The organism is Hymenobacter setariae, from assembly GCF_007713685.1.
In the GTDB taxonomy this organism is placed as follows: domain Bacteria; phylum Bacteroidota; class Bacteroidia; order Cytophagales; family Hymenobacteraceae; genus Hymenobacter; species Hymenobacter setariae.
Genome location: NZ_VMRJ01000002.1, coordinates 368,332 through 382,508, shown reverse-complemented (window position 1 = coordinate 382,508; position 14,177 = coordinate 368,332). Strand labels below are relative to the sequence as shown.

At 61.8% G+C, this 14,177-nt stretch carries 8 protein-coding genes; all 8 read left to right on the top strand.

Going from position 1 to position 14,177, the window contains the following annotated elements; genetic code table 11:
* Window positions 1-245: 245 nt before the first annotated feature.
* The gene (locus tag FNT36_RS08110) at window positions 246-4,499 is read left to right on the top strand and encodes a hybrid sensor histidine kinase/response regulator transcription factor (RefSeq protein ID WP_144846255.1); all 4,254 of its coding nucleotides are present in this window, start codon (window positions 246-248) and stop codon (window positions 4,497-4,499) included.
* Between the two features lie 227 nt (window positions 4,500-4,726).
* A complete protein-coding gene (locus FNT36_RS08105) occupies window positions 4,727-5,848 on the top strand; it encodes a glycoside hydrolase family 88/105 protein (RefSeq protein ID WP_144846253.1) in 1,122 nt (373 codons plus the stop codon).
* A gap of 6 nt (window positions 5,849-5,854) precedes the next feature.
* Complete coding sequence (locus FNT36_RS08100; RefSeq protein WP_144846251.1) at window positions 5,855-7,108, top strand: DUF2264 domain-containing protein; 1,254 nt, start codon at window positions 5,855-5,857, stop codon at window positions 7,106-7,108.
* A gap of 64 nt (window positions 7,109-7,172) precedes the next feature.
* Complete coding sequence (locus FNT36_RS08095) at window positions 7,173-8,117, top strand: glycoside hydrolase family 43 protein (protein WP_144846249.1); 945 nt, start codon at window positions 7,173-7,175, stop codon at window positions 8,115-8,117.
* A gap of 25 nt (window positions 8,118-8,142) precedes the next feature.
* Window positions 8,143-9,342 carry a DUF4861 domain-containing protein gene (locus FNT36_RS08090; protein ID WP_233635775.1) on the top strand — a complete coding sequence of 400 codons (1,200 nt, stop codon included), beginning with the start codon at window positions 8,143-8,145 and terminating at the stop codon, window positions 9,340-9,342.
* Window positions 9,343-9,496: 154 nt separating this feature from the next.
* Window positions 9,497-12,433 carry a PAS domain-containing protein gene (locus FNT36_RS08085; protein ID WP_233635774.1) on the top strand — a complete coding sequence of 979 codons (2,937 nt, stop codon included), beginning with the start codon at window positions 9,497-9,499 and terminating at the stop codon, window positions 12,431-12,433.
* A gap of 30 nt (window positions 12,434-12,463) precedes the next feature.
* Complete coding sequence (locus FNT36_RS08080) at window positions 12,464-12,883, top strand: response regulator (RefSeq protein WP_144846243.1); 420 nt, start codon at window positions 12,464-12,466, stop codon at window positions 12,881-12,883.
* 109 nt (window positions 12,884-12,992) lie between these two features.
* A complete protein-coding gene (locus FNT36_RS08075) occupies window positions 12,993-14,165 on the top strand; it encodes a hypothetical protein (protein ID WP_144846241.1) in 1,173 nt (390 codons plus the stop codon).
* Window positions 14,166-14,177 lie beyond the last annotated feature (12 nt).

Genomic DNA, 14,177 nt, shown 5'->3' with positions numbered 1-14,177 from the left:
AGGACAGCCTAGGGCAACAAAAGTAGCGGCGCCCCTACCCCACCTAGGGGGAGGTTTTCGCCGAACAGCTGGGGGAAAATGACCGGCCAGCGGCCCTAGGTGGGCGCGGGCCGCATTTCGCCAACCCAAGCCGGCTTGCTACCTTGCAGAGCCACCGTTGGCGCATCGCCCCAGATTAGTCTAGTGTGCACCTATTCAGCTGGGTAGCGGCGCGGCTATCTGTCCTTCTTCTCCCACCCTTGCCGATGCTAGTTATTCCTTCCCGGCTGCTTTGCTGCCTAGCAACCCTGCTGGCGCTGCTGGTCTGCCCTGCCTGGGCGCAGGACACGGCCCCGCGCGAGTTTCGCTTCGAGCACCTCACCGTTGACCAGGGGCTGTCGCACAGCGATGCCATGGCCGTGGCACAAGACAAAGCGGGCTTTATCTGGGTGGGCACTAATCGTGGCCTCGACCGCTACGATGGCTACACTCTCAAGCAGTACACCCTGCCCATCACCCGCAAAGGCATTGCGGGCAATCGCATCGCGGTGCTTCATACCGATAGTGGTGGCCGCCTGTGGGTGGGTACCGAGCGGGCTGGGCTCAACTTCTACGACACTGCCACCGACCAGCTTATGCCGCTGGCCAGCCTGGCCATTGCGCCGGCGGGCCAGCCCCTTTTACAGCAGTTGGCTACTAGCAGCATTACCGCGCTAGCGTCTGACCCGCAGGGCCATTTGTGGATTGGTACCCTGCGCGATGGCTTGTTAAAATTGACATTCACCACCCAGGGCCAGCTGGCAAGTTTGCGCCAGGTGCAGCCCGCGGCCGGCCAGCCCACCGCGCCTTACTCGGTGAGTAGCCTAGCCGCTGATGCGGAAGGCAACCTATGGATGGGCACCTACAACCGGGGGCTGTGCCTAGTGCAGACGGATGCCGCTACCCTAGTGGCCGAACCCACTGACGTGACCGGGCTGGTGCGGGCGCTGCACCTCGACCGCCGCGGCGACCTCTGGATAGGCCTCGACCAGCAGGTGCTGTGGGTGAGCGCGGCTAACCGCCGGGCTGTGCGCCAACTCACGGCGCACCCGCAGCCGCTCAGCTACCCCACCTTGCAGTCGCTGCTGCTCGACTCGTTTGGCCGGCTGTGGGTGGGCACCATCTACGGGCTTTATGTATGGGAGGCCGGCACTGCCACGGGCACCGCGCCACCCCTGCGCGCCGGGGCGCCTACCTTGCTGCTACCCACCGATGGCGAGTCGCAGAGCATCAACTCGGAGCGGGTGCACCAGCTTTTTGAAGACCGCACCCAGGTGATGTGGCTGTGCGCTTCGGCAGGTGGTCTCAATCGGGTAGACCTGCGCCAAAAGCCTTTTGGGCGGCTGCGGCGCCAGCTGATGGGCCAAGCCACGCTGCCTAACAACTACATCAACGCTGTTTATAAGGAGGAAGCCGCCAACACGCTCTGGCTAGGCTCGCGCAATGGCGTGGCCGCCTATGACCTAGCTCGCCAAACCTATCGCAACTACCTAAACCAGAACGAAGCCGGCGTGACGCGCGGCATCGATGTATCGGCCATTTGCCAGGCGCGCACTGGCACGCTGTGGTTTGGCACCCGGGGCCGCGGGCTGGTGCGCCTCACCCGCCACCAGGGTCGCGAGGAGCTTACGACCATCGACGAGCTACCGGGCGGGCAGCGCTTGCGCAATGCCAGCATCGAGCGCATTGTAGAGGACGCCTACGGCACACTGTGGGTGGCTACCTTCAACCAGGGCCTGCTGCGCTTCAGTGCTGACGGGCAGTTGCTGCGCCGCTACCAAGCCGGCGCAGGGCTGCCGAGCAGCAATTTCACCTTCTTGCTGCTAGACCCGCGCCGCAACGTGCTCTGGGCCAGCACTACCGATGCGGGCCTGCTTAAGCTGCAAGTCACGCCTGACTCGGTGCGCCTGCTCCGGCAATTCAGCTACGTGCCCGGCGCGGCGGGCGGCTTGCGCGTCAACTACGTGTGGCCGCTGGTGCTCGACCGCCAGGGCACGCTCTGGATAGGCACCATCGGGGGTGGGCTGCACCAGCTGGCCACCGATGCCCAAGGCCACGACACGGTACGCAGCTACCAGCGCTGGCTGCCCGAAAGCGACGTGGAGAGCCTGCTCACCGACGATGCGGGCAACCTGTGGGTGGGCGGCACGGGCCTCTATCGCTTCACGCCGCGCACCCGCCAGTACGTGCGCTACGACGTGGCCGATGGCCTGCAAAGCAATGCCTTTAAGATAGGGGCCGCTGCGCGCGGTGCCGATGGCACCCTGTACTTCGGTGGCATCAATGGTATCAGCTACTTCCAGCCGTCGGCCATTCAGCCTAACCCCTACGCGCCGGTGGTGCAGCTCACGGGCCTGCGCATTGCCAACCAGCCGGTGGCTGTGGGGCAGCCCTTTGGCGGCCGCGTGCTGCTGGCCCAGCCACTATCGGTGCCCCAAACCGTGACGATAAAGCCTAGCGAAAACGACTTTTCGGTAGAGTTCGTGGGCCTCAACTACGCCAACCCGCAGAAAAACCGCTACGCGTATCAGCTCGACGGCTACAATCAAAACTGGGTGCACCCGGCGCCCGGCCAGCGCACCGCCAGCTTTGCCAACCTGCCGCCCGGCCACTACACCCTGCGCGTGAAAGCCAGTAACGGCGAAGGCGGCTGGAGCGCCCAGCCCGCTACTATGCAGTTTGAGGTGCTGGCGCCGTGGTACAAAACAGGCTGGGCCTATCTCCTCTACGCCCTGGCCCTAGGCGGCAGCATCATGCTCTATCGGCGCTTCGAAATGTCGCAGCAAGAGCTGAAAAGCAAGCTTGTTCTGGAGCAGTTTCAGACCGAGAAGGAGAAAGAGCTGACGAATCTCAAGCTGGGCTTTTTCACTAATATCAGCCACGAGCTGCGCACGCCACTCACCCTCATTCTGGGGCCGATGGACGAAATAATGCGCAGCCCTGGCCCCGTGGCCAACCTAGCCAGCAAAGTAGAGCTGATGCACCGGCAGGCTCGCAAGCTGCTGGAGCTAGTAAACCAGCTGCTCGATTTCCGCAAGGTCGAAACTGGCAACGTGCCCCTGCGTGCCACCTACGGCGACGCCGTCAGCTTCCTAGGTGAGCAATACGGTAGTTTTCAGCACAAGGCTCAGGAGCGGGGCATCACGTACCTGCTCGACGTGCCGGCCGAGCCAGTGCGCCTGTACTTCGACCGCGGCAAGCTGGAAATCGTGCTGACCAACCTGCTCGCCAACGCCTTTAAGTACACCCGCGACAGAGGCCGCGTCGAGCTGACGGCCACGGCCGTGGGCTGCGCCAGCAGCCCAGCAGTATACTCCAACGAGCAGCTAACTACTAATTACCTTAAAATCACGGTTTCGGATACGGGCGTAGGCATTAGCCCGCACGAGCTAGACCGCATTTTTGACCCTTACTATCAGGCTTCGCATACCGACACGCTGCGCATGGGCGGCACGGGCATCGGGCTGTCGCTGGCCCGGCAGTTTGCCCAGCGCCACGGCGGGCAGCTCACGGTGGCCAGCCTGCAAGGCGTCGGCACCACCTTCGAGCTGCGCCTGCCCTTTGGCCAGCAGCACCTGCAGCCCGAAGACATTCAGGCAGAAGAACCTAGCCCCGGCATGAGTGCCAGCGAAAGCGAGCCACCTCTTGAGGATGAGTTTGCGGCCTTGCCCCTAACGACTGCACCGACTGGCCCGCCGCGCTTGCTAGTGGTAGAAGACAACGACGAAGTGCGCCAGTACCTCACGCAGCTTTTTGAGGCCGACTACACCGTGCTAACCGCTGAGGATGGCTTGGTAGGCTGGGAAAAAGCCTTGGCCCAACTACCCGACCTCATTATTTCGGATGTGATGATGCCGCGCTCCGATGGCCTAGAGCTGTGTCAGCGCCTCAAGCAACACCCCAAAACCAGCCACATTCCGGTGCTGCTGCTCACGGCCCGCACTGCCGAAACCCACGAGCTAGAGGGCCTAGGGATGGGCGCCGACGACTACGTAAGCAAGCCCTTCAACCCCACCCTACTGCACGCCAAGGCCGATGCGCTGCTGCGCAACCGCCGCAAGCTGCACGAATTCTATCAGCGCCATATCTTACTGCAACCCACCGAGATAGTGGTAGCCGACGCCGACCGCGAGTTCTTGGAGCAAGCCATGCATACGGTAGAGCAGCACCTAGGCGACGCCGAGTTTAGTGTGCAGGTGCTGGCCCGCGCCATGGCCATGAGCCAGTCGGTGTTCTACCGTCGCATCAAGAGCATCACGGGCCAAACGGCGGTGGAGTTTATCCGCGACGTGCGCCTCAAGCGCGCGGCCCAGCTACTGGCCCAAACCTCCATGCGCGTGTCGGAAATAGCCTTTGAAGTAGGTATCGAAGATGCCAAGTACTTCCGCAAGGCTTTCCAGAAAATCTATAGTCTTACCCCATCGGAATATGCCAAGCAGCACCGTATAGGCCGAGCAGCCGCGGCGGCTGATGTGGAATAGCAATGACTACCTAGGAAGCAGACCGAGGCGCAATTATCATAATTTCAGCATCTTACCTGCAATCCTGAAACCCTAGGTGTAGCACTCACCGAAAACAGCCCCTCTATTCTCCGAGAATAGCCCGGCCGGCTCGCACGCTGGGGGCTAGTATTGCAGTGAGGTTTTGTAGCTACTTCAGGCCTCGCCTGCTAGCCACAAAACTCGCTTTCTCCCACCCAGCTTTTGCTATGCTCCGTTCTCTTCGGACCACCTGGCTACTCGGCGGCCTGCTGCTAGCGGCCGGCCTAGGGCTTCCTACGCACGCCCAAACTAGCGCCCCCAATGCGGCGCTGTTCAAGCCCAACTACATCAAGGAACAACTGCTGAAGGCCACCAAATGGCAGCTCGCGCACCCCAAGCACGCGCCCACTGACTGGACCAACGGCGCTTTCTATTCGGGCGTGTTTGCTGCTTACCAAGCCACCAAGTCGAAGCTGATTCTGGACTCGCTTATGGCCCTTGGCGAGCGCACACACTGGCAGCCCGGCCCGCGCTACGACCACGCCGACGACATTGCCATTTGCCAAACCTACCTCAACCTGTACCGACTCAAAAAGGACCGGCGCATGATAGAGCCCACCTTGGCTGTGGTGGAGAAAGTGCGCACCACGCCGGGCCCCGAAGTGCAAGGCCACGGTATTACGTGGTGGTGGTGCGATGCGCTGTTTATGGGCCCGCCGGTGCTGGCGAAGGTGGCCGTTATCGACAACAAGCCCCAGTACCTGGCCTTCAACGACACGCTGTATCAGCAAACGTATAAGCGGCTTTTTAACCACCAGGAGCATCTCTTTTCGCGCGATGCCTCGTACCTGCTCGATGCTACCGGCCAGGGTAAAAAGGAAAGCAATGGCCAGCGCATTTTTTGGAGCCGGGGCAATGGCTGGGTGATGGGCGGCCTGGTGCAGCTTCTGCAAGAGCTACCCGCCGGCCACCCCAGCCGGCCGTTTTACATCAACTTATTTAAGGAAATGAGCGCCCGGCTAGTGCAATTGCAGCAGGCCGATGGGCTATGGCGCTCTAGCCTGCTCGACCCGGCCGCCTACCCCGGCGGCGAAACGTCGGGCTCGGGCTTCGACTGCTACGCCATGGCCTGGGGCATCAACCAAGGCATTCTGGACCGGGCCACTTACCTAGGTCCTGTGCAGAAGGCTTGGGCGGCTCTTACCACCGTGGTGTCGCCGGAGGGCCGCGTGGGCTGGGTGCAGCCCATCGGGGCCGACCCTCGGCGCGATTTTTCGGCCGATAGCTGGGAGGTGTACGGCACCGGCGCCTTTTTGCTGGCCGGCTCCGAAGTACTGAAACTCAAGTAAGGGCTTATGAAACGGCGTTCATTTGTAAGCCAGGCGGCTACTGGCTTGTCGGGCTTGGCTGCCCTAGGTGCTCTTCCTGTGGCTGGGTACGACCTAGGGACCGCATCAGCTGCCCCACGGGGTACTGACCGCGACTATTGGCTGGCCACGTTGGTGCGCATTGCGGAGCCAGTGCTGGCCGCCGCGGCGCAGGGCAGACTCAAAGCTACTATGCCGGTCGAAGCGGCCTCTGGCCAACAAGACGGCCGCCGCCAAGTAACGCACCTAGAGGCCCTAGGCCGCACCCTGGCTGGGCTGGCGCCGTGGCTAGAGCTGCCCGATGCGCCTCCCGCCGAGCTAGCTCGGCAAACGCGCTACGCTGAGTTGGCTCGCCAAGCCATCGCCCACGGTGTAAATCCCCAATCGCCCGATTTTCTAAACTTTAACCAAGGTGGGCAGCCAGTAGTAGATGCTGCATTTCTAGCCCATGCGCTGCTACGAGCGCCGACTCAGCTGTGGGGCAAGCTGCCAGCCGCCACCCAGGCGCAGCTAGTGCAGGCGCTGCAAAGCACCCGCATCATCAAGCCGGTGTATAGCAACTGGCTGCTGTTCAGTGGCATTATTGAGGCGGCGCTGCTCAAGTTTACGGGCAGCGGCGACCTGATGCGGATGGACTACGCCATCAAGGAGCACCAAACCTGGTACAAGGGCGACGGCACCTACGGCGACGGGCCTGACTTCCACTGGGACTACTACAACAGCTACGTCATTCAGCCCATGCTGCTCGATGTGGTGGGCACGCTGGTCGCTGCGGGCAAAGAGCGCCCCGAGCTGCTCGAAACCCTGCGCACCCGCGCCCGCCGCTACGCCGCGGTGCAAGAGCGCCTCATTGGGCCCGATGGCTCATTTGCAGCGTTTGGGCGCTCACTGGCGTACCGGTGCGGGGCCTTTCAGCATTTGGCGCAGTGCAGCTTGCAGGGGCTGCTGCCCGAGGGCCTAGGTCCCGGCCAGGTGCGCAGCGCCCTCACGGCCGTTATCCGGCGCACCATGGAGCCCAAGGGCACTTTCGATGCCCAGGGCTGGCTTCAGATTGGGCTGTGCGGCCACCAGCCGGGCATTGGCGAAGGGTACATCTCGACGGGTAGCCTGTACCTCTGCACCACGACGTTTTTGCCCCTAGGGCTGGTCCCGAGCCATGCCTTTTGGAGCAGCCCAGCGCAAGACTGGACCGCTCGCCGCATCTGGTCGGGCCAAGATGTAAAGCTGGACCATGCGCTGTAAACCCTACCTGTCATTGCTTCGTCGTGCCTCCTCGCGCTGACAAACGCACCTTAATCTATTCGTAATGAATTTCTTCCGCTTATTCTGCGCCAGTGCCTTTGTTGTCTCTGCCTTCGCTAGCTACGCACAGAAGCCGCTCAAAAAAGACGAAGTGCTGCTGTTTGCCTACTTCAAAGGCAATGGCGAGGATGGCCTGCACCTGGCCACCAGCCCCGATGGCTTGCAGTGGACGGCTCTCAACCAAGGCAAGTCGCTGCTGGCGCCTACCGTGAGCGCCGATAAGCTCATGCGCGACCCCTGTATCATTCGCGGAAAGGATGGGCTGTTTCATATGGTCTGGACCACCAGTTGGCACGACCGCAGCATTGGCTACGCTTCTTCTAAAGACCTTGTGCACTGGAGCCCGCAGCAGGAAGTGCCCGTGATGGCGCACGAGCCGACGGCCAAAAACTGCTGGGCGCCCGAAATCACCTACGACGCGCCCCACGACCAATACCTCATCTACTGGGCCACCACGATTCCGGGCCGCTTTGCGGCGGGCGAAACGACCCTGGAAGGCGGTAATAATCACCGTATTTACTACGTCACAACCAAGGACTTTAAGACTTACACGCCCGCCAAGGTGCTCTACGACCAGGGCTTCAATGTCATCGACGCCACAATACAGCCCGACGGCAAGCGGTTCGTGATGTTTTTGAAAGACGAAACCAAAGAGCCGGTGCAGAAAAACCTGCGCGTCGCTTTTGCCGACCAGGCAACGGGGCCCTACGGCCCGCCCTCGGCGCCCATCACGGGCAAGTACTGGGCCGAGGGACCTACGGCTATTCGGCTGGGCGACAAGTGGCTGGTGTACTTCGACAAATACACCGAGCACAAGTACGGCATGGTCTCCTCGACCGACCTTACGCACTGGACCGATGAGTCGGACCGGGTGCAATTTCCGGCTGGCACGCGCCACGGCACCGTGCTACGCATCACCAAAAAAGAGCTGGCCCAACTACCTAGGTAGCGGCGGCCCTCGGTTCTCTACACTTATGAAGAAAATGCTGTTCCTTGCGGCGGCCCTCCCCCTGGCGGGTGGGCTAGCTGCTCACAAGCCCGCCCCTGCCGCTCTGTTCGTGACGGTGCGCAACCGCCTGAGCGTGGCCCGCCCCGCCGAAACCATCAGCCTGCCGCTTAGTCAGTTGAAGGCCCTAGGGCCTGCCACCAGCCTACGCGGCGTGGTAGTGGAGGACGCCCAAACCCAGGCCGTGCTCACGAGCCAATTGCTGGACAGCAACGCCGATGGGCAGCCCGACGAGCTGCTATTTCAGGCGGCGCTGCCGGCTAAGGGCACCCGGCAGTTTGTGCTGGCGGCTGGCGCGCCGGCGCCGGTGCCGGCCGATGGGCCCACTACGTTTGCGCGCTTCGTGCCCGAGCGCACCGACGACTTTGCTTGGGAAAATGAGCGGGTGGCGTTCCGCACCTACGGCCCTAATGCCGAGCAGCTTTTTGACAAAAAAGACCCCAACGGCACGCTCAGCAGCGGTATGGACTGCTGGCTGAAGCGAGTGCCCTACCCCATCATTGATAAATGGTATGGGCGGCACGTGCACGAAAAGCCCTTTGCCTACCACACCGACATCGGCGAGGGCTACGACCCCTACCACGTGGGCACTAGCCGCGGCGTGGGCGGCACCGGCGTACTCGACGGTGGCAAGCTCTACATTTCCAAGAATTTTACTTCGTATAAGGTGCTGGCTACGGGGCCCATCCGCACGGTATTTGAGCTGACCTACGCGCCCTGGGATGCCAACGGCCGGTCGGTGACGGAGAAGAAAATTATCAGCCTCGACCTAGGCTCGAACCTGACGCGCTACGAGGAGAAGCTGACTGCCGACAAGCCCTTGCCGAACTGCACCATCGGCCTGACGCTGCACGAGGCCAAGGGCGAAGTGAAGGCCGACCGCCAAGCTGGCTGGTGCCGCTACTGGGAAAAAATCGACGACTCGTGCTTAGGAACTGGTGTAGTGGTGGCCCCTAGGTACCTGCTTGACTACCAAGACCACCGCAGCGCCGAGAAAGACCAGAGCCAGCTGTATATGGTAACGAAGCCCACACAGGGCACTGTCGTGTTTTATGCTGGCTTTGGGTGGCAGAAAAGCGGGCAGTTTGCCACGGCCGCCGACTGGGACGCCTACTTAGCCGCCTTTGCCCAGCGCCTGGCCTCGCCGCTCGAAGTAACGGTGAAGTAGCCTTAGGTGCCCGGCTGCTAGGCGTGGGGGAACGGTAACGTATTGAGCATTACATTGCTTGCGGTGGCGGGGGAGCTATTAGTAAAGCTATAGTGAACAGCTCCATCTGCCCCCGCGTTCTCTACGTATGTGGATGAGTATCCGCGTCTTCACTATGCGTGCTCCCACCCAGCCATTGACCGAACAACTTGTTCCCAATGCGCTCTTACAAACGCTATTGGATGCCTCGCAGACTGGCATTGTGCACCTGCGGCCCCTATACGCCGCCGAGCGCCCGGCCGAGGTAATCGACTTGGCTTACGTGCGCCTCAATCCGGCCGCGCAGCGCCTGCTTGGGCTGCCCGAGTTTCCGGTGGGCACGCTGTTGACACTAGCCCCGCAAGACGCTGCGCTCGTGGCCTTCTACAGCGCGGCTTTCGCCTCTGAGCAGGCCGAGTACTACGACTACCAGCCGACGCCATTGGGCGAGCGGCTGTATGTGGCCGCCCAGCGCGATGGCGAGCTGCTGGTGGCTAGCCTCACCGCAGTGCCAGCGCCAGCTGCTGACCCCGCGCTGGTGCTGCCCCCCACCCTAGCCCAGCAGATACTAGGGCAAACCGTGACGGCTGTGTGCGTAGTGCAAAGCCCCGAATACCGCCTCAGCTATGCGAACCTGGCGTTTGAAAAGCTATTTCCGGGGCGCCAGCTCGTTGGCAGCACGGTGGCCGAGGCACTGCCCGAGGTGCCGCAACCCAACTTAGAGCTACTGCTTCGGCACCTAGGGCAAACGGGAGGCTCTTTTTTCGGCCCTGACGTGCGCCTAAATCTGCCGCCCGTAGATGGGCGGCCTACCCAGTGGGGCTATTTCAACTTTCGATACCAAGCCTACCAAGCCAGCGGGCAACCAAGCTACATCTCCATCTCGGCCCACGATGTGACGCGGCAGGTGCTGGCCCGCCAGCAGCGCGAGCAGCAGCGAGCCGAGTGGCAGCGCCTGTTTGAGCAGGCCCCAGTGGCAATGGCCGTGCTGCGGGGGCCAGAGCATCTCATCGAGCTGGTTAACCCCGCCATGTGTGCCCTCTGGGACCGCTCGGCCGAGCAAGTGCTGGAGCTGCCTTTGTTTGAGGCCTTGCCCGAAACCAACGAGCCGCTTACCAAAGCCATTCTTACCGACGTGCTGGCTACCGGCAAAGCGCGCACCACGCACGAGCGCCTAGGTCCGGCAAAGGCTACACCCGCCGACAAAGGCTATTGGAGCTTTGGGTATTACCCGCTGCAAGAGTCCGAAGGCCAGGTCACAGGCATTGCCGTGGTAGCCCTCGATATTAGCGCGCAGCTCCGCGACCGCCACCAGGTGCAAGAGCTGAATGCGGAGCTTAGCACCTTGAATGAGGAACTGCTAACGGCCAACGAAGAGCTGCACGCTAACAATACCGAGCTAGAGCAGGCACAGATGGAGTTGTGGCAGCTCAACCGCAACCTAGAAACCCGCGTGCTGGAAGGCGTGCGGGCGGCCCGCGCGGCCCGCGATGAGGCAGAGCGCCAGCGCCGCCGGTTGGCCAATTTCTTTCAGCAGGTGCCGGCCGCTATCTGCGTGCTCGATGGGCCTACGATGGTGTATGAGCTCGTAAACACCGATTACCAGCGGCTGCTACCCGGCCGCACCATGCTCGGCCGGCCCCTGCTCGAGGCGCTGCCCGAGCTGGCAAACAGCCTCATTTGGCAAACCTTGCAGCAGGTGTACCAAACCGGGGAGCCCCACGAGGAGATAGGCGTGCGCGTGCCCCTGGCGCGCCACGAAGGTGGACCGCTCGAAGACTTCTACTTGCACTACGTGCAGCAAGCGCGCTACGATGAGCACGGTCAGATTGACGGCGTGCTCATGTTCATGCTCAACATCACGGAGCAGATAGAAGCCCACCGGCGTGCCGAAAAGCTGCAAGCCGAAATACTTGCCACCATTCAGCGCCGGGCGCAGGAACGTGAAACCTTCTACCAGGTATTCGAGCAAACCTCGGCCCTGGTGGCCCTGATGTGGGGGCCCGAGCATCGGTTTGAGTACGTCAACCACTCGTTTCAGCAGCTCTTTGCCGGGCGGCACCTGCACCACCGGCCCCTCGCCGAGGCTCTGCCCGAACTGGTGGCCCAGGGCGTCCCAAACCTGCTCGACCGCGTGTATAGCACCGGCGAGCCGTACCACGGCACCGAGTTGCCATTCAGCATCATCGAGCCCGATGGCCACTCGCGCAAGACGGTGTACTTCAATTTCACCTACCAAGCTTACCTAGAGGAAGGCCAGCCACGTGGGATTGCGGTTTTTGCCTATGACGTAACCGAACAAGTAAGCGCCCGGCAGGCGGTGGTAGCGAGCGCGCAGCAGGCCCAGGACCTAGCCCACAGCTTGCTAGTGGCCAATGAGCAGCTTACGCGCACTAATACCGACCTAGACAATTTTATTTATACCGCGTCGCACGACCTCAAGGCGCCCATTGCCAACATTGAGGGGCTGCTGCTGCTGCTGCGCAAGCAGCTACCCACCGAGGCCCGGCAGGCGGGCCTCGTGCCCCGCGTGCTAACCATGATGCAGGGTGCCATCGAGCGCTTTCAGCTCACCATTGCGCAGCTCACCGACCTAGCCAAGCTACAGCACGCCTATACCCAGCCCGCCGAAGAGGTAGACCTGCCCGCCGTGGTCGAGGCCGTGCGCCTCGACCTAGCCCCACTACTCGAAGAAACTCATGCTGAGTTACTTGTAAACCTCGATGGTTGCGCCACGGTCTCGTTTGCGCCGCAGCACCTGCGCAGTATCGTGTATAACCTCCTCAGCAATGCCCTCAAGTACCGCCACCCCGACCGCACGCCCGTGGTGCAGCTGCGCTGCCACCACCAGGGCCCGGCCGCGGTGCTCGAAGTGCAAGACAATGGCCTTGGCCTCACGCCCGAGCAGCAGCGCAAGCTTTTTGCAATGTTTCGGCGCTTGCACGACCACGTAGCCGGCTCGGGCGTAGGTCTCTACATGGTCAAACGCATGATTGAAAATGCCGGCGGCAGCATTACTGTGCAGAGCGAACCCGATGTAGGCTCTACATTCACAGTCACCTTTCCCACCTAAGACCTTTCCAGCTCTCCGCTCCGTAAGACTATGCAAAAGCTATCTAGCGTTTTGTTGGTTGACGACGACCCGACGACGAACTTCCTGCACGAGCAGCTGCTGCTGAGCCTGGGCGTGACCGACCACTGCCTAGTGGCCGAAAATGGCGCCGACGCCCTGGCGCTGCTGGCCGAAAACCCACCCCCCAACGACCGGTGCCCAGCTCTGGTGCTGCTCGATGTGCACATGCCCGTCATGGATGGTATCGAGTTTTTGGAAGCCTACATCCAGCCGCCTAGCCCGCCACCCGTTGTCATTGTGCTCACGACCTCGGTGCACGCGCGCGACCAAGCCCGCATGGCCAAGCTACCCGTGGCCGATTGGGTGAGCAAGCCCCTCACCCGGGCCAAAGTCGATGCCATTTTGCAGCAGTACTTCCAGCGCCAGCTGCCCCCCGAAGAAGACGAATAAAGCCACTCGCAGACAATCCCTTAGCACTAGTTGACTGCGGCCGAGCTTACCCGCTTAGGCAGTACCTAGGGCCCGCCCGCCCGGCCGGGGCCAACCTATCTTTGTGGAAATGCCTCTTCTCGAAGTTATCTCCGCCGCCCAGCAGCAGCAGTTTTGCGACCTGCCGCGCCGCCTGCACCGGGCCGCGCCCGCCTTTATCAACCCGCTCGACAACGAGCTAGAGGCCGTGTTTGACCCGGCCAAGAACAAGCTGTTTGCGGCGGGCGGCACGGCCTGCCGCTGGCTGCTCACCGATGCCAGCGGCTTGGTCGTTGGGCGCATCGCGGCGTTCGTCAATGCGCTCACGGCCACTGCCACCGACCCTACCCTGCCCGCCGGCGGCATAGGGTTCTTCGAGTGCATCGACGACCAGGCGGCGGCTAACCAGCTCTTCGATGTGGCCTGCCAGTGGCTGCAAGCGCGCGGCATGCTAGCCGTGGATGGGCCCATCAACTTCGGCGACCGCGACCGGTTTTGGGGCGTGCTCATCGATGGCTTCGAGCACGAGCCCAATTACGGTATGTTTTGGCACCCGGCCTACTACCAGCGCCTGCTGGAGGGCTATGGCTTTCAGCTCTACTTCAAGCAGTACACCTGCTACCGCCCGGTGGCGCAGAAGCTACACCCCAGCTTTGAAAAGAAGCTCACCGAGCTTACTGCGGCCGGCTACCTATTTACCCACGCTCGAAAAGCCGAACCCGAAAAGCTAGCTCAAGACTTTCACCACGTCTACAACCTAGCCTGGGGCAAGCACGCCGGCGTGCAGCCCATGACCCTAGACCAGGCCCGCAACATTGTGCAGGAGATGAAGCCCGTGCTCGACGAGCGCGTATTGGCCTTTGCCTACTACCAAGATGAACCGGTGGCCTTTTTTATTAACATCCCCGAGCTCAACCAGATTTTCAAGCACGTGGGCAAGCGGCTCGACCTGCTCGGTAAGCTCCGCTTTGTGTGGGAGCAGTGGCGCTATACCCAGCGTACCAACAAGAAAATCCTAGGTATCATCTACGGCGTAGTACCTGAGCACCAAGGTAAAGGAGTTGAGAACGCGCTTATCATGTCAACGCAGCATTCTTTCCTAAAGGCGGGCTACACCGACATCGAAATGAACTGGATTGGTGATTTTAACCCCAGGATGCTCGTGGTCACGCGCAGCATTGGGTCCAAAATCATCAAGACCCACGCCACCTACCGCAAGCTGTTCGTAGACCGCCCCTTCGAGCGCTACCCCATTATCCGGTGAGGTAACTAGTGG